The sequence below is a fragment of the Rhizobium sp. UFLA01-1127 genome (assembly GCF_059803845.1).
Map to the genome: position 1 here is coordinate 1 of NZ_JAUQTZ010000015.1, position 21,235 is coordinate 21,235.

The following is a 21,235-nucleotide window of genomic DNA, read 5'->3' on the forward strand; positions in this document are numbered from 1 at the left end:
TTCTTTTGCCTATTCAAGAAGACATGTCTTTAGCGCATCATCGGGAAAATTGTGAAGTCGTCTGCATAAAATAAGGTTTCGCGGGCGGATTTCGGCTAAGCCGATGCCGAGCCGGAATTTTCAGAATTGTGAAGTCCGGGCGGCTTGACGCCGACCGCGGAAAATGGAATGAAAATTCCACTAATGTTGATATTCGGTCCATTTGTTCCGAATCCAGGGAGGTAAGAATGACTGTCAGATTTGGTCTGCTCGGCGCCGGGCGTATCGGCAAGGTGCATGCGAAGGCCGTCAGCGGCGATGCCAATGCGAAGCTCGTCGCCGTCGCGGACGCGTTTCCGGCGGCAGCGGAGGCAATCTCGGCCGCCTATGGCTGCGAAGTGCGCACAATCGCGGCAATCGAAGCCGCCAAGGATATCGATGCCGTTGTGATTTGCACGCCGACCGATACCCATGCCGATCTCATCGAGCGCTTCTCCCGCGCCGGCAAGGCCGTCTTCTGCGAAAAGCCCGTCGATCTCGACGTCGCCCGCGTCGAGGCCTGCATCAAAGTGGTCGAGGAAACCAAGGGCAAGCTGATGGTCGGCTTCAACCGCCGCTTCGACCCGCATTTCATGGCGGTGAAGAAGGCCATCGACGAAGGCCGTATCGGCACCGTGGAAATGGTGACGATCACCTCGCGCGATCCGGGCGCCCCGCCCGTCGACTACATCAAGCGCTCCGGCGGCATTTTCCGCGACATGACCATCCATGATTTCGACATGGCGCGCTTCCTGCTCGGCGAAGAGCCGGTGGCGGTCACCGCAACCGCCGCAGTCCTCGTCGACAAGGCAATCGGCGACGCCGGCGATTACGACAGCGTTTCCGTCATCCTCCAGACGGCATCCGGCAAGCAGGCAATCATCTCCAACTCGCGCCGCGCCACCTATGGCTACGACCAGCGCATCGAAATCCACGGCTCGAAGGGTCTTGTTTCCGCTGAAAATCAGCGCCCCTTCTCCATCGAAGTCGCCAATGGCGATGGCTACACGCGCCCGCCGCTGCATGATTTCTTCATGACGCGCTACACCGAAGCCTACGCCAACGAGATCGCGAGTTTCATCGCTGCGATCGAAAACGGTGCCGCCATCACGCCGTCGGGCAAGGATGGCCTTGCCGCGCTGAAGCTGGCGGATGCCGCCCTGCAGTCGGTCAAGGAAGGCCGCCTGGTAAAGGTCGACTGAGCAGGTCCCTAGTCCTGCAAGGAAATGATCTCCCAACAAGCCCGCCGCGAAGCAATTCGCGGCGGGCTTTTTATCGTGCGGCAGACCTATGCCATCCAGTTCTTCGAGCTTCCGCACCTCTGCGTAAGGATCGGCGCACTGTTGCACGACGCTATCGCCCTCTCCTTGCCGCCATCTTTACCGCAACCTCTTGCGAATCGCATAAGTGTATGCTTATCTGTCTCCATGATAGAGAACGAGATATTCCGGGCATTGGCCGATCCGACCCGCCGCGCCATCTTCGAGAAGCTGGCTGCGGGCGGCATGAACGCCAGCGCCCTGCGCGAAGGCATCGATATCAGCCAGCCGGCCATGTCCCAGCATCTCGCCGTTCTGCGCGGTGCCGGTCTGGTCCGGGAAGAACGACACGGCCGTTTCGTGAATTACGAAGTCGATCCGGAGGGGCTTGCCCTCATCGCGCAATGGCTGGCGAAATACCGCGCCTACTGGCCCGCCCGCATCGAAGCTCTCAAGGTGTTGCTGAAGGATATGGATCAATGAACAATCTCAAGATCCCTGCGCGAAGGAACGGCATCGAACTCGAATACCAGCTCAACGAACCGCCGCAAAAGGTCTGGCGCGCAGTCAGCACTCCCGAACTTCGCGAAAACTGGCTGCCCGCCAAGGCTTTGGCGGATCCGGAAGCGATTTCCGTCACACCAGGCCAAGAGGTCCGCTACAGGCTGCGGGATGACGCGCCGCCGTTCCTCGAAAGCACCGTGACCTTCCGGCTCGCCCCGAACGCAAACGGCGGGACCAGCCTGCGGATCATCCACGAACTTGATGACACGAGGCTTCGCAGGCCCGCAAGCGCGGCAGCGAACAACAACAGCCTGACCGTCCTGCTCGCTGCCTGACGGCATCGATCACACCTCAAATTTCAAGAACATTGGAGTTCGCCGATGCGCGAAGCGATGCAACTCGTCCCTATGGTCGTCGAACAATCCAACAGAGGGGAAAGGTCTTTCGACATCTATTCCCGGCTGCTGCGCGAACGAATCATCTTCCTCAACGGCGAGGTGAACGATGACGTCTCGGCGCTCGTCTGCGCACAATTGCTGTTTCTCGAGGCCGAAAATCCCAAGAGACCGATCCATCTCTACATCAATTCGCCCGGCGGCGTGGTGACCAGCGGCCTCGCGATGTACGATACCATGCGTTATATCCGCGCGCCGGTGCACACGCTGTGCATGGGAACCGCCCGTTCGATGGGCTCGTTCCTCTTGATGTCGGGCCAGCCGGGTGAACGCACCGCGCTTCCGAATGCCAGCATCCATATTCACCAGCCATTGGGCGGTTTCCAGGGGCAGGCATCGGACATCTTTATCCACGCCGAAGAAATGAGACGGACGAAACACCGCATGACGCGGCTTTACGCCGAGCATTGCGGCCGCTCCTATGAGGAGTTCGAACGCGCCATGGATCGCGATCACTTCATGACCGCGGAAGAAGCACTCGAATGGGGTCTCATCGATCGCATTCTGCAGATTCGCGAGGAAGACCCGCACTCGGGATTGGCAGATTGATTCCAACGACACTGCAGCCGGGCGTATGGCGGCGCCTTGCGCCGACCTCGCTTATCAACTCGCCCGGTCGCGCAGTTCCATGACCGCGGCTCCCCTCCTCACGATGTGATTGTCGATGATCGAAAGCGCCCGGTTCAAATGCCCTTCGAAGACCAGCGTCGGCTCGTCGACGATGACCCGCAGCTCCGGCATGCCTTCCATGCGCACGACATGCGATTCCGCCAATCCTTCCGTCATGCCCTCGATCAGCAGATCGTAGTAGCGCACGCCGGGACCGGTGATGACGATCGGCATCCGCTCATGCAGGCTCAAGACGCGCGACAGGCCGGTGCCGAGCGCAAGGCCGGCCTGGCGGAAGGCCAGTACGTTGCGGCGCCCGCCCTGCCGTGCGCTGACCGCGATCTTGTCGAGCTCGGCGATCGGCACGAACTTCGCCGGGATCGTGTCGAGCGGCACATCGAAAGCCGTGCGCAGTATGGCGTAGAAACCGGCATAGGCCTCTATGCATCCGCGCGCGCCGCAGCGGCACAGGCCCCCACCGGGCACATGCATCATATGCCCGAAATTCGGCGCCGATATCTGATGGTTGCCTTCGTGGTCCCGCCGCACGATGCCAAGCCCGATACTGTGGCCGAGTGACAGCGCCGCCATCGCGCGGAAATTGCCGCGCGTCCTGATGTCTTCCTGCCGTCCGAGGGCCGCGGCCACCAGCAGGGTTTCGTTGCCGAGAATGATCTGCGCCGACCATTCGTCGCGCAGCACGGCGGCAAAATCGATCTCGTCACGTCCGAAGATCGGCGACCATCGCAGCACCGGTTCCGAAGCATCGACAAGCCCCTTGCTGCTGATCGAGATCATCAGCACCTTGTCGCGCGGCAATTGCGAACGGGCGGCGATCCGGTTCAAGGCATCGCGCAATCCGGCCACGAAGCGATCGACGCCCGCGACGCTCTGCTGCCTCTCTTCCGTAAAGCGGTCCATCAGCCGGCCGGTATAGTCGACAAGAGAATATTGCACGGCATCCGACGAGATGACGACGACGATCAGATAGCCGCAGTCACGCCGCTGTGAAAACAGGACGCGCGGTCGCCCGCGGCCGCTGGCAGCCTGCTGTTCCGCCTTTTCGATGATCTGCGCCCGCTCCAGATCCGCCGTGATGACCGATACGGTCGCGGAGGAGAGCTTTGTGAAATCAGAAAGCTCGGTATGCGCGAGCGGGCCGTGCCGGCGCAGCGCCGACAAGACCAAAGCGCTGTTCTTTTGACGGACCAATTCGGTGCTCGATTTGGCCAGCATCGGCAAGCTCCCTGCTCATTCAGCCTCCCTCTCCGCAGTCCCCGATAGCCCGTTTCGGATGACCGATCAAACCCGGCAATGCGGGTGTTGACAGCTGAAAAAATCTCTGACACTAAATTTCTCGACTGTCGAGAAAAAAATCCAAAGCTTTTTCTTGTCAGCATTTCGCGGCGGCCGACGGGAGTTCAGGATACGTGCGGTCGCATTCACTCGGGAGGATCATATGAAAGCTTTCATCAAGCTGGCTGCGGGCGCGGCCATCGTTTTGACCATGCAGACGGCTGCCTTCGCCAAGGATCTCGTCGTCGGCGTTTCCTGGTCGAACTTCCAGGAAGAACGCTGGAAGACGGATGAGGCAGCCATCAAGAAGGCCCTGGCCGCAGCCGGCGCCAAGTATATTTCCGCTGACGCCCAGTCGTCTGCTTCCAAGCAGCTGACCGACGTTGAATCCCTGATTTCCCAGGGTGCCAATGCTCTCATCATTCTCGCGCAGGATTCCGATGCCATCGGCCCGGCCGTCGAAAAGGCCGCCGACGAAGGCATTCCGGTTGTCGGTTACGACCGCCTGATCGAAAATCCGGCTGCGTTCTACATCACCTTCGACAACAAGGAAGTGGGCCGCATGCAGGCTCGCGAAGTCCTGAAGGCGAAGCCGGCTGGCAACTACGTCTTCATCAAGGGCTCCTCGTCCGACCCGAACGCCGACTTCCTCTTCTCCGGCCAGATGGAAGTGCTGAAGCCCTCCATCGACGCCGGCAAGATCAAGAACGTCGGCGAAGCCTATACGGACGGCTGGCTGCCGCAGAACGCGCAGCGCAACATGGAGCAGTTCCTGACCGCCAACAACAACAAGGTTGACGCGGTCGTCGCCTCCAACGACGGCACCGCCGGTGGCGCAGTCGCCGCCCTCGACGCTCAGGGTCTTGCGGGCTCCGTGCCGGTTTCCGGCCAGGACGCAGACAAGGCCGCTCTGAACCGCATCGCGCTCGGCACGCAGACCGTTTCCATCTGGAAGGACTCGCGTGAACTCGGCAAGCGCGCCGCCGAAATTGCCCTGTCGCTTGCCGGCGGCAAGACGATGGATCAGATCGCCGGCGTGCAGACCTTCAACGGCGGACCGAAGCACGTTCCGATGAAGTCGGTCTTCCTGACCCCGGTCGCCATCACCAAGGACAATCTGAACGTCGTCATCGATGCCGGCTGGATCTCCAAGGCCGAAGCCTGCCAGGGCGTCAAGGCCGGCGCCGTCGCAGCCTGCAAATAAGCCGTCCTTGAACGATTGACCATCGAAAAACCGACGCCGCAACGGCACACCGTTGCGGCGTCGAATGCGGATTGGAAGCCGACAACTCTCCCTTGCGGCGGGAGACGAAGCTTCCCCGCAGCGTGGTGTGCCACCGCAACCCCCTGGCCTGCCGGACGGCGGCCGTCGGGGCCGGACGAAGATCGGTTGGAACAGGCGGCGGCAGACATTTTTGAGATTGGCGCGATTGCCAGCGATAGCCAGAATGCATCGCCGGCCGCGCCCGACAGAGGGAGAACGGCAAAGCGATGGCCGACATGACACAGTCCACCACATCGAGCGGGCCTCGGAACGCAGATGCCGGCGCGATCACCCGCTTTCTGCGCGCCACAGAAATCGATACCCGCCTGCTCGGCATGATCGGAGCGTTGCTGATCATCTGGATCGGCTTCGATCTCTACCTCAGGGTCTTCGACGGCCGGGAGTTCCTGACGGCCAGAAACCTTTGGAACCTTTCGGTGCAGACCTGCGAAATCGCGGTTCTCGCCACGGGCATGGTGCTGGTCATCGTCACGCGCAACATCGACCTCTCGGTCGGCTCGGTGCTCGGCTTCGTCGCCATGATCATGGGCGTCATGCAGGCAAAATGGCTGCCGCAATATCTCGGCTTCGACAGCTCCTGGACCTGGATCATCACGCTCCTCTGCGGCCTGGCGATCGGCACGGCCATCGGCGCCTTCCAGGGCGCGATCATTGCCTTCATGAACGTCCCCTCCTTCATTGTCACCCTTGGCGGTCTCCTCGTGTGGCGCGGTCTCGCCTGGTACGTCACCAGCGGCCAGACCGTGGCGCCGATGGATTCCACCTTCGTGATCATGGGCGGCAGCGGCGCCACCGGCTCGATCGGCGCCACCTGGAGCTGGGTGGTGGGCGTGATCTCCTGCCTGCTGATCGTCTTCGGCATCATCGGCTCGCGCCAGCAAAGAAAGCGCTTCCACTTTCCGCGCCGGCCGCTTTGGGCGGAATATTTCCTTGCCGGCCTCGGTTCCCTGCTCGTCCTCGGCACAGTCTATCTCTTCAACAGCTATGACTGGCCGATTGGCATCGCCAAGCGCTATGCCACGGAACACAATATCACTTGGCCCGAGACCGGCCTGGATATCCCCTACGGCATCGCGGTTCCGGTCCTCATCGCCGTTCTCATCGGCATCGTGATGACCTTCATCGCCACCCGCCTGCGCTTCGGCCGCTACGTCTTCGCGATCGGCGGCAATCCGGAGGCAGCCGAACTCGCCGGCATCAAGACCAAATGGGTCATCATCAGGATCTTCGCGCTGATGGGCCTGCTCGCCGCAGTCTCCGCCGCGATCTCCACGGCGCGCCTCAACTCGGCCGTCAATTCGCAGGGCACGACCTACGAGCTCTTCACAATCGCAGCAGCCGTCATCGGCGGCACGTCGCTTGCCGGCGGCAGCGGCACGGTCGCCGGCGCCATGCTCGGCGCGCTCGTCATGCAATCGCTGCAATCGGGCATGGGGCTCGCCAATGTCGACACGCCCATTCAGAACGTCGTCGTCGGCGTTGTCCTGGTGGTCGCCGTCTGGCTCGACATCGTCTACCGCTCGCGTGCCAAGTAAAAGGAATTCTGAACCATGACGGATCAAACCACTCCGCTTGTGGAAATGAAGAACATTTCCATTTCCTTCGGCGGCATTCACGCTGTCGACAATGCCTCGGTGGACCTCTACCCCGGCGAAGTCGTCGCTCTCCTCGGTCATAACGGCGCCGGCAAATCGACGCTGATCAAGATCCTCTCCGGCGCCTACAAGCGCGACAGCGGCGATATCCTGATCAACGGCGAACCCGCCGATATCCGCAGCCCGCGCGACGCCAAGAAATACGGCATCGAGACGATCTACCAGACGCTCGCCGTCGCCGACAATGTCGACGCCGCCGCCAACCTCTATCTCGGCCGCGAGCTGCAGACCCGCTGGGGCACGCTGGACGATGTCGCGATGGAAGCGAAAGCGCGCGAAGTCATGGGGCGCCTCAACCCCAACTTCAAGCGCTTCAAGGAGCCGGTGAAGGCTCTTTCCGGCGGCCAGCGCCAGTCGGTTGCGATCGCCCGCGCCATCCTCTTCGATGCCCGCATCCTGATCATGGACGAGCCGACGGCGGCACTCGGCCCTCAGGAGACGGCGCAGGTTGGCGAACTCATCAAGCAGCTGAAGAAGGAAGGCATCGGCATCTTCCTCATCAGCCATGACATCCACGATGTCTTCGACCTCGCCGACCGCGTCTCGGTGATGAAGAACGGCCAGGTCGTCGGCCACGCCCGCACCGAAGACGTCACCAAGGACGAAGTCCTCGGCATGATCATCCTCGGCAAGGTTCCGCCAAAGGCCACCCCCGGCCCCGGCGCCATGAAGGAATAAGCCGAAACGGCTAGATAAAATCGAGGCCGCGAGCCCAAAGCCCGCGGCCTTGTCGATTCAAAATTGCCGATCTCTCGCTTTCCTGAATTTTCCGCATTGAAGCCAAGCGCTTCCTAGGCTAAGAACCAGCCATCGGACAGGCGATTCAAACCGCCACGGCATGCACCCGTAGCTCAGCTGGATAGAGTGTTGGATTCCGATTCCAAAGGTCACAGGTTCGAATCCTGTCGGGTGCGCCAATTTTCATCTATTTCCGCAAGATGCTCAATCAACGCGTTCAACAGCTCGTCTTCACTCAATTTCATTTCCGACGCCCAGCGTTTTGCGACTTCAGCTGGGTGGCCGAGGCTAGTCAAGTCCGGCTGACCATTGATATGAGGCAGTTCACTGAGTTTCTTCACGAGAATCTCAATCACTTTGTCCTGATTTTTCCTCGCAAATGCCTCTAGGTTCTGCGCAGCTCGCTGCTTCCCCCTTCGGCGCAACGTCGCCGCCAAGCGCTTTTCGAGCCTTTCGAACCGTGATCGCGTTATGCCAGCTCTCTGGTCCAGGAAATCAGTCGTGTCGCTCTTCGTGAGCGTTACCTGCGGGCTGAGATGCAGTAGGAATGCGGGAACGTTGTCAATGAACGGATCGACGATTTCGAGTCGACGGTCGGGTGTGAATTCTAGCCATTCCCGGATCACGGCATTGATATGGAGATCGCCAAGCCCATACCCAATGCAGACGAGGTTGGTCACAAAATTCAGATGCACCCGAAAATGCTTCAACATGCTTTTAGGCAGAACCTGGGTGTTCCGCGTGCCAAATTTGTACGCGCCGGACAGGAGACTTCGTCGGAGAAACTGCATTTCTCCCGCGCTGTCGGCATAGGCGATTTCGTTTGTGGCTTTGACCTTCCCGCTGGGGGCGCCCGTCAGTAGGTAGAATAGCTCCTCATTTGCAGCACGCAGCGCATCGATATAGCCGTATGTGCCCGAACCCTCCGGCAGCAATTTCAACACGTCTTTACCGTCATTGAAGGTGAAGACATCAAGCGCGCCGTGAATCTTCATCAAATAGATGCCCGGCTGCAATGGATTTGGATAAAACATTGTTTTGTTGTCGAGCTGGTCGAGGGTGAGCGTTTCCGCCCTCAGCTCCCCAATCGCTCGTCCTGTTTGGTCGCGTCTCGGCAAACGGATAGTCGAAGAACCAAACCCGGTGTGCAGGGGAATTGAGAGCCGAGCAGCAATCGTTTCGATCATAACGTCGTGGTTCAGCGAGAACACCCATAGCGGCGTTGAGTCATTTATGAGCGCGCCGATGCCATCGAAGCGGTGAAGATGCTTATCGAGAAAGGCACGGTTGTTGATCTGCCGATAATACAGCAGATAGTAGACCATCTCGATCAGCCACGAATAAAGACCATGATACTCGTTGCCTCGCGCACCTATGTGATTATGGCGCATAAACTGAGTTTCCAGATGGCCGAGCAGCGCCTCGTAGTGCATATCTGGCCGCACCAAGACCGAGACTAAGTCTTCAATCACAGCATCGGAAAATACGGCGCCCTGGGAACGCCAGCCTACGATAAGTTCCCGCAGCTTTTCGGGGGTAAGCCAGGTCTTTAGTTCGCTCGTAAGTTCCCAAACAAGCGGCATCCCGGCTTCGTATGAAGCGCCAGCGCCAAGAAATAATCCTGTGATCGGTTTCATTTGCACTTTATAGTCGAATTAATTCTGGTCCGCGAGGATGATGATGGATGCGGTCGCCACGTTGCCTTTTACTCAGGTTTGAGACTTTCAGACGCGGACCCTCTAGCGGAAGTCACCGACTATCGTCGTTGCTGGAACGCCCAACGACGACGCAGCGCCAGGATGACCTGGAACTTATTCACTAGCGAATTCCTTAAGCGGAACATCGATCCCTACGCGTATCTTGAGCATTATCTCACGCCCTCTGAGCTTGAAGCGGCACGACTGCCGCCGCAAAGGTCCCGCGAACAGGTGGACTTCATCATCGAAGCGGCCGACGAGTTTTCAGCCTGCGATGACAATCTAAGGGTGGCGATCTACCGGGTGTTTGCCGTGCCTGCCGGAACCACCACCTAAAAGTCGGGTTCAAAAATTGACAGCACAAACAACCGCATACGAGTTCTCATTTTCATCTTCTTCGGGCGTGCCATTTTCCCGAATAAGAAGAGCCAACGTCGCAGTCCGGCCGAATCTAAATCGCCTGTGAGCAACCTGCCACTATCCACCGGCAGCAGGAACCTCCCGCCGCAACGATGTTCTTTTAGGCGCTGGTTCGTCTCGCACCACCGCCTCAATGGTTCTTGGTCGACCCCTTGCCGGTGGTGAAGCTGCAGGTCTTGATCTTGCAGCTCGCGTCGTCGCTCGTCGGAATGCTGGCGCTGGTCATATTACCCTGTCCGAGGCAAGCCATCGAATTCGAGACGGTGCGGCTGTACATCATCATGCCCGGATGGTGCGAAGGATATCTCAGCACGATAGACCTTTCCTGAGCCATCTTTTCATGCACGGCTGCGCAGGTCATCGACTTGGAATTATAGGCCGACATGGCCATTGCATTCGTGGAGAACATTGCAATTGCTGCAAGGGTGACGATCGTCTTCATGGGGCTTCCTTTGGTCGCGCCGAAGGGCGCTATCGAAAATGAGATAGTCGTTGATTAGCATTGGATTTATGACAGTGAACCGACTTCCCTTTATCGGCCGTGTGACCACTGCCAAGGCTGACCCGGCGCCCGTTCGGGTACGATTGCGCCAGAGCATGATGCCGAAAAGTGTGCTCGGTTTTCGGACGACATCATGCTCTACTTCTTTGTTTCTAGAGCGGATTCAGATTTCAGGTCGAACGGACCTAAAATCATCCGGCTCTAGAGGTCACGGTGCGCCGCATGACGCCTGCCGGCAGCATGCGGGGCGAACGGAGATCTAAAAATCGTCCGTCAAGATGGATAAGGTCCGATGTGACGAACGGGCCTTGTTCATGAAGATCGGCCTGGACCGAAATCAGAACGTCCGCTCGAAGCGCAGGATGCCGGAGAAGCTGTCGTCGCTTGGCACGTCATAGTGAACATAGGTCACTTCCGGCTCGATCAACAGGTTCTTGACCGGGTTGAACTTCACGTTCGTGGTCGCCTCGAAGATCTTGGAGTCGGTATAGGCGAGCTGCAAGTTCCACTTCAGCTTGTCGTTGATCGGAACGCCGACGCCGCCCCAGACTGCCCAGTCGCCCCAGCCGCAATCCGCGCCATGAACGACACCGTCGGACGTCGTGCAGGCCGAGACATGCTGGTTCGAGCCGGCATACTGGTTGAGCTTGTCGCCGTCCGTATTCCAGCCGCCCATCAGGAAAGCGGAGAAGACGCCGAAGTCGGCATCGACACGGGCCTTGATCGCGCCCTCCTCGACGATCGAGTCATAACCGCCGACCACGCGGAACTGCCAGGCGCCCGCCTTGTAGCCGAGGCCGGCGACGACGTTCGGAGCATAGTGATCGCTCTTGGAGAGCTGCCAGCTTCCGCCATAGGCGCTGGTCGTCGTTCCGGAGTTGCTGTCTTCGAGCGAGATGACGCCGGTGAAGCCCGTACCGCTGTCGTAGTTGTAGGTGATCTGGTTCAGTTCATACGGACCGTCATAGATGACGTCGTCCTGGACCACGTCGCCGGCGTAGCCGATGAACTGGTTGTACTGCGAATCCGTCTTGCCCACAGTGAAGCCGGCAAGGGTGATGTAGGCCCACAGCAGGTTCGTCGAAGTGGCGTTGCCGTCGTTCCAGTCCCAACGAACGATGGTCTCGGTCTTGAGCGGACCGTATTCGGTATCGGTTGCGGTGTTGAGGTTCAGCTCCGCGCGGGTATGCCACTTGGTGCCGAAATTGCTGTCGCGATTGTAGGGGTCCTTCCACTGGCCTTCCGTGCGGATCTTGCCGCCGACCCGCAAACAGGTCTCCGTGCCGGGAATGAAGAAGTAGCCAGCGCCGAAAGCATCGCAGATGCGGACATATTCCAGCGGCTCCGGCTCGGCGGCGACGATGGCGTCAGCCGCATGGGCGCCGGATACGACGCAAAGGGCAGCAGCGGAACCGATAAGCAAGCTCTTGATGTTCATGGTAACTCCATTCGTCAAACGAACTTGCGCGATGGACGAACCTGCCGCCGCTCGACATCAAGTTCCAGTGCCTATTCCGAAGCGCGAGGCTTCGCTTCCGGTTAGTAAGCTGCATTTACTATTTCGTTTTTACAAGAATTTAGGCAGGCACCCGCCATGTGTGACAGCACCTGCATATGGCGTGTTGCTCAAACGACGCACATGTGTATGAACGATGACAACCAGGTGACAGCCGGATGACAACATAGGCAACTGCACGACCCTTGCCGTACGGACCGAGATACATTGCTGGACTGACAGCGATGTATCTTGCTAGACTTGAAGGCACACCGACAGCACATCAATCCATGGCAAATCGCAGGCAGGTTCATCATGCCGAAGATCGATATTGCAGCCATACCCAAGATCAAGGGCACGCATTATCCCGCGCCGTTCAACGATCCCTGCACGGAGCGCGTACGTCAGCGGCTGGGTGATGCAGGCGGCCTCAAGGATTTCGGCGTCAATCTCATGCGGCTGCCGCCGGGCAACTGGTCGAGCCAAAGGCACTGGCATTCGGAAGAGGATGAATTCGTCTATGTGCTGGAAGGCGAGCTGACGTTGATCGAGGATGACGGAGAAACCGTGCTGCGCGCCGGCGACTGCGCCGCCTTCCCGAAGGGTTCGGGCAACGGCCATCACATGATCAACAAGTCCGATACCACGGCCATCTATCTCGAGGCCGGCTCGCGTTCGCCGACGGACCTCATCACCTGCTCGGACATCGACATGATGAGCTCCAGCACGGATGGACGCTTCGTGCACAAGGATGGCATGCCTTATCCCGACGGCTAAATCAGTCGTCGGTCGCCACGGCCAGCCGATAGGAAAGCAGATGAGTGGGCGCACCATGCAGCATGACTTCACGCTCGAAACCGAAGCCGCATTTCTCCAGCACCCTGCGGGAGGCGGTATTGACGGGACGGACAAGCCCGACAACCCGCTTCGCCTTGAGATCACTGCGGGCGAAGGCCAAGGCCTCCGTCACCAGTTCCGTCGCATAGCCATTTCCCCAGTAATCAGGATGCAAATGATAGGAAAGATTGAGTCCTTCGAATTCCCTTGAGACGGTAATGCCTCCGAAGCCGATCAGCCGCCCTTCCGTTTCGATCGCCCAGCGTCCGAATCCATGCAGGCGCCAGTGCGCCCGATCGCGTGCAAGTCGCCTCGCGCTTTCCGCAGGAGAGTCCGGTGCCGGATTTGGCCGATGGGCGACAAGCTCCGGCCGGGCAAAGAGCGCGGTGACGAAATCGAGATCCCGCTCTTCCGGTCTGCGGAGGGACAGACGCACCGTATGCCGGATCATGCCCCCTCCCCTTGAAGGATCATACCGCCTCGGCAGGGACCGGCGGATCGTAGCAGCAGGCATCCGTGGAAACGCACATGCTGCATCCGCTCGCCTCCAGCGCTTCCGTGACCACTTCCACGAACAGGCGGCGGAACCATACCGAGCGGCTGTCGGCCTGATCGACGCGCCGGTAGAGCATCGTCACCGGATCGGCCGGCAGTTCTAACGGCGGCTCCGAAATCTTCAGGTCATGCAGTTGCGCCATGCAGCGCGCAATGGCCTCGGGAACTGTCGCAATAGCCGGAATGGCGCGCAGCGTCGTCGGAAGCGCCGAAAAGCGGGGAACCGTTGCCACCACCTGCCGGCGATGGCCGAGGCGTGCAAGGGCGACGTCTACATTGCTGGATGTGGCTCCTTCCAGCGAAACGGTGACATGCGGCGCGCTGGCGAAATGCTTCAGGCTCAGCGGCGCCGCGCATTTCAGATGCCGGCCATCGTAGATGCAGAGCGAAGCCTGTTCGAAAAGCGGCGCGCGAACATGCCACGAGGCCGGTTCGTCATGCACCGAAATGCTGAAGTCAAAGGCACCCTCGTCCAGCAGGCGTACCGCGTCACGCCGGTCGAACGCCACGCTGGTCAGCCGCGCATGCGGCGCGAGCCGGCGCAGCCGCGCCATCAGCGGCCCGAAGAAGGAGGATTCGAGATTGTCGCAAAGCCCTATGCGGAACTCGCCATGCCAGTTCTCCGGATCGAAGGCTGCCGGCGGGCGGATGGCGCGTTCGATACCCGAGAGAGCATCCTCGATCGCCGGCGCGATGGACAGCGCCCGCGGCGTCGGCTGCAGACCACGCCCGACGCGTACGAACAATTCGTCGTCCAGCGTCTCGCGCAATCGGCGGAGTGCTGCGGAAAGACCCGGCTGGCCGAGCAGCAGGCGCTCGGCCGCACGGCTGACATTCCGCTCCTGCATCAGCACGGAGAAGGCGAGCAGCAGATTGAGATCGATTTTTCGAAGTGTCGCATCATTCATCATCGCCAGTAATACCTGACATGGTTACTATCAATTTGCAATGGGGTTTGAAGATGTACATTTTCTCGTTCCCTGCCGCTTTCGACCTCCCAAGAGACGGCAGCCTAGAAAGGAACGATCCCGATGACTTCTTCCCAAACCCGAAGCGGAGCGGGATTGGCGTTGCTGCTGCTATGCGCCGCCAATTTCCTCGACGCCATGGACGTCTCCACCATCGGCGTGGCCTTGCCCGCAATCCAGAAAGAGCTCGGCATGCAGGCAACCTCGCTGCAATGGGCCGTCAGCGCCTATGTGCTCGGCTATGGCGGCTTCCTGCTGCTCAGCGGCCGTGTCGCCGATCTCTTCGGCCACCGCCGCGTCTTCCTCTGGTCGCTCGCCGTCTTTGCCGCCGCCAGCATTGCCGGCGGTTTCGTCGACAGCGCTCCGACGCTCATCGCCGCGCGCCTGATCAAGGGCATCGCTGCCGCCTTCACGGCACCGGCAGCCCTTGCCCTCCTTCTCTCCGTCTTCGGAGAAGGCGAAGCCCGTGCCAAGGCGCTCGGCGTCTTCTCCTCCACCGGTGCTGCCGGCTTCGTGCTCGGCATGGTGCTGGGCGGCGCGGCAACGCTCATCAGCTGGCGCGCAACCATCGTCATGGGCGCTCCCGTCGCCATCCTCGCGCTGACCGTCGCCCCGCTCGTACTGCCCGCCGACCACAAGCGGAGCGGCCCGCGCACTCGCTTCGACTGGGCCGGCGCCCTGACGATCACCCCCGGACTGCTGCTCTTCGTCTTCGGCGTCACCAACGCCGCCGCCGATGGCTGGCAGGCCTTCGCGACCTGGGGCTCGCTCCTCGCCGCTTTGATCCTGATCGTGCTGTTCCTGATCGTGGAATCGCGTCATCACGATCCGATGGTGCCGCTTGCCATGTTCCGGCGTGCCAAGCTCAGCCACGCCAATGCCGTTGCCGCACTGTACCAGGGAGCCTATGTCGGCTTTCAATTCGTCGCGACGCTCTACTACCAGACCATTGTCGGCTGGTCGGCCTTTGCGACAGGCTTCGCCTTCGCCATAGCCGGCTCCTGCGTCATGTTCCTTGCTCCGCGCTTCGCTACGATCGGCCAGAAACGCGGCACGACCCTGCTCATGACCTTCGGCGTCGGATTGCAGGCCATCAGCTATCTCTTCTGGGCGCTGTCTGCGGGAAACATCGATACGATGGCACTCGTCGCCGTCTCGCAGCTCCTGCTCGGCGTCGGCTATGCCATGACCTATCCGTCGATCCAGGTCGCGGCTCTCTCCGACGTTGGCGACGATGAATCCGGCCTGGCTTCGGGCATGCTGTTTGCCTCCTTCCAGATCGGCGGCGGCATCATCCTGGCGGCGGCATCGGCCGTCTTCAGCGCAGCACCGAGTTTTGGCTGGAACCCTTATATCGCCGGCATCGGTTTCGTGACGATCCTTGCCGCCGCCATTACGCTGCTCGCAGCGCTCGGCCCGCGCTCGTCTACCGCAAGAGCCTCGAATTATCAGGCTGCGGAATAATCCAACGCAAGATGACCCGCCCTCCTCAGGCGGGTCAGTCCCTTTCTTTGCCGGCAGCTTCGCCGGCGCGGCGCATCAGGAAATCACGCTCCCTCTGATTTTCAGCAAGCGCGGCGGCCGCCTCAAAGGCTCGCCGTGCCTCGTCATATCGGCGGAGCTTGCAGAGAAGATCGCCGCGAACGCTCGGCAGGAGATGATAGCCCCTCAGCACGGGTTCATCGCGGAGACTTTCAACGATTTCCAATGCCGCCTCCGGACCGTCGGCCATGCCTATGGCGACGGCGCGGTTGAGTTCGACAACGGGCGAACGCAGAAGCCCGGCAAGCTCCCCATAGAGATCGGCGATCCGCCGCCAGTCGGTTTCATCGGCCGTTCTCGCCCTTGCATGGCACGCGATGATCGCGGCTTGGAGAGCATAGGCCCCGCCCGCGCCACCAAGCTCCTGTGCCCGCATGAGCGCTTTCAGACCGCGTTGAATCTGCAGCCGATCCCATCGGCTGCGATTCTGTTCGAGCAGGAGGATCGGGTTGCCGGCAGCATCCGTTCGTGCGGCGGCGCGGGAGGCGTTGAGCTCCATCAATGCCAGCAGCGCATGCGCCTCCGGCTCCTGCGGCGCCACGGACGTCAATATTCGCCCCAGCCGCAGCGCCTCGCTGCACAATTGCAGCCGCATCCAGTTTTCGCCGCGCGCAGCCGTATAACCCTCATTGAAGATGAGATAGACGACCTCCAGCACCGAGGCGAGACGTTGCGACAGCTCCTCGCCACGCGGCGTCTCATAGGAAAGTCCCGATTCCGACAATGTCCTCTTGGCACGGACGATACGCTGCGCGATCGTCGCCTCCGACACCAGAAATGCCCGCGCGATCTCTTCCGTCGTCAGGCCGCAGATCATCCGCAAGGCCAACGCCACCCGTGCCTCGCGCGAGATCAGCGGATGGCATGCCGTGAAGATCAGACGCAGCATTTCATCGCCGATATCGTCATCGAGAGCGGTGTCCAGGTCAGGCATGATCTGCTCGTCCTCCTCCATCTCCCGGGTGATCAGTTCGTGCTTCTCGTCAAGCATCCGGCGCCGGCGCAGATGGTCGAGCGCCCGACGTTTGGCGGCAGTCATAAGCCACGCGCCGGGCCGCTCGGGGATGCCCGTTTCCGGCCATCGCTCCAAAGCCGCAATCAGTGCCTCTTGAGTGATATCCTCGGCCAGGGGCACATCGCGCAGCAATCGCGCCAGACTGGTGATCAGCCGCGGCTGTTCGATCCGCCAGACGGCAAGGATCGCCCGATGGGTGCCGGCGGCCGTCACGACCGCCCGCCTTGACGACAGATCGAATGCATCATGCCCTTGCTTCGGCGAGAGGATCGCATACACCCTCGGCATTCGGCTCGAAATAGGCGCGCACCTCACATGTTCCTTCCCAGCCGGGCATGAAATCCTTGTGCAGCTGCATGAACTCGACCGCCAGCGCCACGGCCTCCTCCTTGCTCTGCAGCTCGAAGATCGCGTAGCCGCCGACGACTTCCTTCGCCTCGACGAAAGGACCATCGACGACGCTCAGTTTGCGATCTTTGATCGTGACGCGCGCGCCGGTCGCAAGCGGCATCAGCCCTGCCGTATCGATCATACGACCGGCTTTGATTTCCCGATCGGCGAGCTTGTGGATGGCCTCGAGAAGCGCCGGCGATGGCTGCATGAAATCCTTGGCAATGACGATAGACATGAAACGCATGGAAAATTCCTCCGGAAGCGAGACGCTGGCACCATTGCCGCTGAACAAGCCCGCTCATATTGACGACGAGGCAGCTCTCTGGAAATCGACAGCCGTTTCGAAAAAATCTGCATGAAGACCGAAACGCCGGCAAATCGTACTTCCGCGCATATGGCTCATCAAGATCGACAACGTCCAAAACGGCCTTGGCACAGCTGAAAAGCCCGGGTTCGGATGATCCTGCAACTCGCCACATCGCTTTGTTGACTTCACATGATCATTGCAAGATGGTGAGGCGAAATTGCACCTGCGGACTTTCGAAGGCCGGCGTCTTTCCATGGGCGCAGCCTCTGACGGAGATCCGCGGACAACTCGGCGGGAGCTTGTTTTCATGTTCGACCATATCTCGATCGGCGTCAAAGACCTGGCGCGGGCACAGAGGTTCTACGACGCTGCATTGGCACCACTCGGCTACGAGCGCCTGAGCAACTTCGATGGCACGATCGGATATGGCGCGGAGCGCGCTCAGTTCTGGGTCAGCGAGGTGGAACGCCCCGTGCCCGCCGATCGCGGCTCCGGCCTGCATTTCTGTTTCGTGGCTCCGAGCCAGGCGGCTGTCGATGCCTTCTATGCCGCCGGTATGGCCAACGGCGGCGAAGACAATGGCAGTCCGGGCATCCGGCCCGACTACAGCCAGTTCTACTACGCCGCCTTCGTCATAGACCCGGACGGCTATCGGCTCGAAGCCTATTTCCAGACCGGCGAATAGAATCCGGCCGGCGGCGGCGCGAGGGTGGACTCCGTCGGATCGTCTCGGTCGCGATGCCGGTCTGCGTGTGCCGACCGGCGCTCATTACCTCCCGGACGCAGTCCTGAGCTGGCTTTTGTCACTGGTGATTTTTGCAGCCGGCTTGGCGGCGATCGGCCTCCTGCGGCTGGCAGCCCCGGCTCACTCCCGAAAGCGGTTTGCTCAGCCGGCATTGCGCATGCGGATCAGGCGACCGTGCTTTGCCGCTTTTCGCACGCGAACCGCCATCTCGGTAAGCGCAAAGGGCTTCACCAGATAGTCGATGGCGCCGATGCTCATGGCCGCAATCTGATCCGATAGCTGATCATAGGCCGACATGACGATCATGGGGGTGGCATCTCCTCGCGCTTCCATGAATTTCAGCAGGTCGAGGCCACTTCCGTCCGGCAAGCGAAGATCGAGGAGGACCACGTCATGCGTCGCTGCTGCAATTGCCGCGATCGCGGATTCCAGGTTCATCGACCAGTCGACGGACCAGCCTTCCGCATGCAGATGATCCTGCACCGCATTTCCTATAATCGGATTGTCTTCGACCAACAGAAGCCGCACGATTGCATCCCCAATTGCAACCAGCAGCTATGATGCCTATTTCTGACGATGACCTGAATCCTGAATGTGAAAGCAAACATAATGCGGACAGGACGCAGAACAGCCCCGCGCAAAACCCCTATTCAGGTAAATGTCAGGATTGGCCGCCATGGTCGCCGGCTTCTGCAGCCAGAGCACATCCTGCAATAGTAGGTCTTCAGTCCCGACCGACAGCAGATGCCTCGGAGAACGTCATTGACCCATAAACAGGCACCAACCGGCCGGCAAAATATCAGGCCAGCCGTCGGTAGCGTCTTACTCTGCCTCATAACCGCCCTCTATGTACTTCTTGTGACAAACCGGATGTTCTGGATCAAGGCATCCGGCTATTTCACGGCCGAGCCGGCCGCCTTTATCGCCTTCATAGCCGGTATCTCGGCCGGCGTGGCGGGGCTCTTCATCCTTTTCTCCGCCAAATACGTCACGAAGCCGGTGCTCATCTTCTTTGTGATGGTGGCGTCCGTGTCGTCCTGGTTCAACGATCAGTTCGGCGTCATCATCGACAAGGAGATGATCCGCAATGCAGCCGTATCGACGGGCGCGGAAAGCGCGCATCTGATCACGGCGCGATTCATGACATATGTCCTGCTGACGGGTGTCCTGCCTTCGCTCGTCATCGGATGGGTCAGGATCGCCCATCGACCCATCCTCAAGAAGCTTGCCTACAACACCCTCGTCATTCTCGCCTGTACGGCGATCTTCGTTGCTGCCGGCACCAGCTTCTATAAAACCTATGCCGGCGTCGGGCGCGCGCATCGCGACCTGATGGATACGCTCAACCCGGTGATGCCGATCGCGAGCGCGGTTCGCTACGTCATCGACGCCCAAAGGAATTCGGACGTCGTCGCCGAGCCGTTGGGAACGGATGCCCGCAGGGTGGGCGTGGTGGACAAAGGCAAACCGCGCGTGACGATCATCGTGGCCGGAGAGACGGCCCGCGCGCAGGATTTCTCGCTTGGCGGCTACGCTAAGATGACCAATCCGGAACTGGCAAAGCGCAATGTCGTCTATTTCCCCAACACAAGCAGCTGCGGCACAGCGACGGCAACCTCCATACCCTGCCTGTTCTCGGTCTATACGCGGACGCAGTATTCGCATCGCAAAGGACTCGAGACGGAAAACCTGCTCGATGTGCTGACCCGTGCAAAGGTCGATGTGACCTGGCTCGACAACGACACCGGCAGTTACGACGTGGCGAACCGCGTCTCCTATACCTATCTGCCGCCGTCCGCCGACCCGCGTTTCTGCAAGGACGACGAATGCAGGGACGAGATCCTTGTCGACAGGATCGACGGCTGGCTGAACAATATAAGAGGCGACAGCGTGCTGGTGCTGCACCAGCTCGGCAGCCATGGCCCCGCCTATTATCAGCGCTATCCGGAGGAATTCCGCCGGTTCCAGCCGGATTGCCGTTCGAATGATTTCAGCTCCTGCTCGCAAGAGGAAATCACCAACGCTTACGACAATACGATCCTTTATACGGATCACATCGTCTCGATGGTCATCGACAAGCTGAAGCAGCGCGCGAACACCGTATCCGGCTCCGTGCTCTATTTCTCCGATCACGGCGAGTCACTCGGCGAAAACGGCATCTATCTGCACGGCACGCCCTATATCATCGCGCCGGCTCAGCAGACGCAGGTGCCGATGCTGGTGTGGATGGCCGACGATCTCGCCAAAGCCGCCGGTTTCGACATGGCCTGCCTCGCCAAACGCGCAGCCGAGGGCACCTACTCCCACGACAATGTCTTCCACAGCGTTCTCGGCATGATGGATGTCTCGACGAAGGTCTACGATCCCAAGCTGGACGTATTCGCTCCCTGCCGCACGCCATCGAACAAGCTGGCGCTGAACCGATAGGCTGAAGGTTGATCGGCAGCCCCTGCATCGACGGGGCCGCCGATCGATCAATATCGTTCAAAGACGCTTCGGTTCGCGGATCGTCCGTTCGTTTTCCACATTGCCGGTATTGAGTGTCGTGTTGCGTTCGAAGAGCAGGACCTCGCAGGCCGGCTCGGCGACCGGGCAATGTTCCACCCCATGCGGTACGATGATGTATTCGCCAGGTCCAAGGACGATATCGCCGCCGTTTTCCTCGCGCAGCCTCATACGCAGCGTGCCCCTGACGACGAGGAACAGCTCGTCTTCCTCCTCATGATGGTGCCAATGAAAAGCACCTTCCAGCTCCGTGAGCTTGATCTGAAAATCATTGATGTCGCCGCCGACATGCGGACTCCACGTCTCATCGAAGGCTGCAAAGGCTTTGGTAAGATTAATCTTTTTCAGTATGGCCATATGTTTCCTCCTTCAGGCTTCAAACGGCTTGACGTCGTTGCCGCTAATATTGGCGCCGGCAGGACCGAAGGCAACGCC

22 protein-coding genes and 1 tRNA gene are annotated in these 21,235 nt (G+C 60.2%); 13 read left to right on the forward strand and 10 right to left on the reverse strand.

The genetic code is table 11. The features are described from left to right. Nucleotides 1–227 precede the first annotated feature (227 nt). The 4 genes from iolG to Q4Q11_RS05680 all read left to right on the forward strand — a co-directional run bounded on the left by iolG (nucleotide 228) and on the right by Q4Q11_RS05680 (nucleotide 2,785). On the forward strand, nucleotides 228–1,220 hold the full coding sequence (gene iolG, locus Q4Q11_RS05665) for an inositol 2-dehydrogenase (RefSeq protein WP_113337128.1): 993 nt from the start codon (nucleotides 228–230) through the stop codon (nucleotides 1,218–1,220). A 225-nt stretch (nucleotides 1,221–1,445) separates the two neighbouring features. Continuing rightward, on the forward strand, nucleotides 1,446–1,760 hold the full coding sequence (locus tag Q4Q11_RS05670) for a metalloregulator ArsR/SmtB family transcription factor (RefSeq protein ID WP_112505632.1): 315 nt from the start codon (nucleotides 1,446–1,448) through the stop codon (nucleotides 1,758–1,760). Continuing rightward, nucleotides 1,757–2,116, forward strand: a complete 360-nt coding sequence (locus Q4Q11_RS05675) for an SRPBCC family protein (RefSeq protein ID WP_112505516.1) — start codon at nucleotides 1,757–1,759, stop codon at nucleotides 2,114–2,116. Before Q4Q11_RS05670 ends, Q4Q11_RS05675 begins: the two co-directional genes overlap by 4 nt. 45 nt (nucleotides 2,117–2,161) lie before the next feature. Next, nucleotides 2,162–2,785 (forward strand): ATP-dependent Clp protease proteolytic subunit, encoded by a 624-nt coding sequence (locus Q4Q11_RS05680; RefSeq protein WP_112505519.1) that lies wholly within the window; start codon nucleotides 2,162–2,164, stop codon nucleotides 2,783–2,785. A 54-nt stretch (nucleotides 2,786–2,839) separates the two neighbouring features. Here the strand turns inward: Q4Q11_RS05680 and Q4Q11_RS05685 are convergent, their stop codons facing one another. After that, complete coding sequence (locus tag Q4Q11_RS05685) at nucleotides 2,840–4,081, reverse strand: ROK family transcriptional regulator (protein ID WP_112505523.1); 1,242 nt, start codon at nucleotides 4,079–4,081, stop codon at nucleotides 2,840–2,842. Nucleotides 4,082–4,304: 223 nt separating this feature from the next. Here Q4Q11_RS05685 and xylF point away from each other — a divergent pair, with 223 nt between their 5' ends. From xylF to Q4Q11_RS05705, 4 genes are all read left to right on the forward strand, one after another. Further along, nucleotides 4,305–5,345 carry a D-xylose ABC transporter substrate-binding protein gene (gene xylF, locus Q4Q11_RS05690; protein ID WP_112505526.1) on the forward strand — a complete coding sequence of 347 codons (1,041 nt, stop codon included), beginning with the start codon at nucleotides 4,305–4,307 and terminating at the stop codon, nucleotides 5,343–5,345. Between the two features lie 287 nt (nucleotides 5,346–5,632). Continuing rightward, nucleotides 5,633–6,961 (forward strand): sugar ABC transporter permease, encoded by a 1,329-nt coding sequence (locus Q4Q11_RS05695; protein WP_112505529.1) that lies wholly within the window; start codon nucleotides 5,633–5,635, stop codon nucleotides 6,959–6,961. Nucleotides 6,962–6,976: 15 nt separating this feature from the next. Further along, the gene (locus tag Q4Q11_RS05700) at nucleotides 6,977–7,759 is read left to right on the forward strand and encodes an ATP-binding cassette domain-containing protein (RefSeq protein ID WP_069612788.1); all 783 of its coding nucleotides are present in this window, start codon (nucleotides 6,977–6,979) and stop codon (nucleotides 7,757–7,759) included. 162 nt (nucleotides 7,760–7,921) lie between these two features. Further along, nucleotides 7,922–7,998: transfer RNA gene (locus Q4Q11_RS05705), tRNA-Arg, on the forward strand. Here Q4Q11_RS05705 and Q4Q11_RS05710 read toward each other — a convergent pair. Further along, nucleotides 7,969–9,456, reverse strand: a complete 1,488-nt coding sequence (locus Q4Q11_RS05710; RefSeq protein ID WP_162738347.1) for a hypothetical protein — start codon at nucleotides 9,454–9,456, stop codon at nucleotides 7,969–7,971. The two genes, Q4Q11_RS05705 and Q4Q11_RS05710, sit on opposite strands and share 30 nt — an antisense overlap. A gap of 162 nt (nucleotides 9,457–9,618) precedes the next feature. Between Q4Q11_RS05710 and Q4Q11_RS05715 the strand changes: the two genes are divergently transcribed. Further along, on the forward strand, nucleotides 9,619–9,852 hold the full coding sequence (locus Q4Q11_RS05715; RefSeq protein WP_113337126.1) for a hypothetical protein: 234 nt from the start codon (nucleotides 9,619–9,621) through the stop codon (nucleotides 9,850–9,852). 214 nt (nucleotides 9,853–10,066) lie between these two features. On the opposite strand, the gene Q4Q11_RS05720 is transcribed toward Q4Q11_RS05715, so the two are convergent. Both Q4Q11_RS05720 and Q4Q11_RS05725 read right to left on the reverse strand, forming a co-directional pair. Next, the gene (locus tag Q4Q11_RS05720) at nucleotides 10,067–10,378 is read right to left on the reverse strand and encodes a hypothetical protein (protein ID WP_498568889.1); all 312 of its coding nucleotides are present in this window, start codon (nucleotides 10,376–10,378) and stop codon (nucleotides 10,067–10,069) included. 397 nt (nucleotides 10,379–10,775) lie between these two features. Beyond that, complete coding sequence (locus Q4Q11_RS05725) at nucleotides 10,776–11,876, reverse strand: porin (RefSeq protein WP_498568890.1); 1,101 nt, start codon at nucleotides 11,874–11,876, stop codon at nucleotides 10,776–10,778. A 372-nt stretch (nucleotides 11,877–12,248) separates the two neighbouring features. Between Q4Q11_RS05725 and Q4Q11_RS05730 the strand changes: the two genes are divergently transcribed. Then, entirely contained in the window at nucleotides 12,249–12,710 is a 462-nt protein-coding gene (locus tag Q4Q11_RS05730) for a cupin domain-containing protein (RefSeq protein ID WP_113337495.1), read from the forward strand. A 1-nt stretch (nucleotide 12,711) separates the two neighbouring features. Here the strand turns inward: Q4Q11_RS05730 and Q4Q11_RS05735 are convergent, their stop codons facing one another. Both Q4Q11_RS05735 and Q4Q11_RS05740 read right to left on the reverse strand, forming a co-directional pair. After that, entirely contained in the window at nucleotides 12,712–13,221 is a 510-nt protein-coding gene (locus tag Q4Q11_RS05735; RefSeq protein ID WP_498568891.1) for a GNAT family N-acetyltransferase, read from the reverse strand. A gap of 19 nt (nucleotides 13,222–13,240) precedes the next feature. Further along, complete coding sequence (locus tag Q4Q11_RS05740; protein ID WP_498568892.1) at nucleotides 13,241–14,236, reverse strand: LysR family transcriptional regulator; 996 nt, start codon at nucleotides 14,234–14,236, stop codon at nucleotides 13,241–13,243. A 120-nt stretch (nucleotides 14,237–14,356) separates the two neighbouring features. Between Q4Q11_RS05740 and Q4Q11_RS05745 the strand changes: the two genes are divergently transcribed. Continuing rightward, a complete protein-coding gene (locus tag Q4Q11_RS05745) occupies nucleotides 14,357–15,757 on the forward strand; it encodes an MFS transporter (protein WP_498568893.1) in 1,401 nt (466 codons plus the stop codon). A gap of 34 nt (nucleotides 15,758–15,791) precedes the next feature. Here the strand turns inward: Q4Q11_RS05745 and Q4Q11_RS05750 are convergent, their stop codons facing one another. Next, a complete protein-coding gene (locus Q4Q11_RS05750) occupies nucleotides 15,792–17,063 on the reverse strand; it encodes an RNA polymerase sigma factor (RefSeq protein WP_498568894.1) in 1,272 nt (423 codons plus the stop codon). Between the two features lie 31 nt (nucleotides 17,064–17,094). After that, nucleotides 17,095–17,487: a YciI family protein gene (locus Q4Q11_RS05755; RefSeq protein ID WP_112505557.1), complete on the reverse strand. Its 393-nt coding sequence runs from the start codon at nucleotides 17,485–17,487 to the stop codon at nucleotides 17,095–17,097. Nucleotides 17,488–17,857: 370 nt separating this feature from the next. Here Q4Q11_RS05755 and Q4Q11_RS05760 point away from each other — a divergent pair, with 370 nt between their 5' ends. Continuing rightward, nucleotides 17,858–18,235 carry a VOC family protein gene (locus Q4Q11_RS05760; protein WP_112505560.1) on the forward strand — a complete coding sequence of 126 codons (378 nt, stop codon included), beginning with the start codon at nucleotides 17,858–17,860 and terminating at the stop codon, nucleotides 18,233–18,235. A 201-nt stretch (nucleotides 18,236–18,436) separates the two neighbouring features. Here Q4Q11_RS05760 and Q4Q11_RS05765 read toward each other — a convergent pair whose 3' ends face one another. Continuing rightward, the gene (locus Q4Q11_RS05765) at nucleotides 18,437–18,823 is read right to left on the reverse strand and encodes a response regulator (protein ID WP_498568895.1); all 387 of its coding nucleotides are present in this window, start codon (nucleotides 18,821–18,823) and stop codon (nucleotides 18,437–18,439) included. 216 nt (nucleotides 18,824–19,039) lie between these two features. Between Q4Q11_RS05765 and Q4Q11_RS05770 the strand changes: the two genes are divergently transcribed. After that, a complete protein-coding gene (locus Q4Q11_RS05770) occupies nucleotides 19,040–20,722 on the forward strand; it encodes a phosphoethanolamine transferase (RefSeq protein ID WP_498568896.1) in 1,683 nt (560 codons plus the stop codon). A gap of 57 nt (nucleotides 20,723–20,779) precedes the next feature. Here the strand turns inward: Q4Q11_RS05770 and Q4Q11_RS05775 are convergent, their stop codons facing one another. Next, nucleotides 20,780–21,157 carry a cupin domain-containing protein gene (locus Q4Q11_RS05775; RefSeq protein WP_498568897.1) on the reverse strand — a complete coding sequence of 126 codons (378 nt, stop codon included), beginning with the start codon at nucleotides 21,155–21,157 and terminating at the stop codon, nucleotides 20,780–20,782. Between the last annotated feature and the right edge of the window lie 78 nt (nucleotides 21,158–21,235).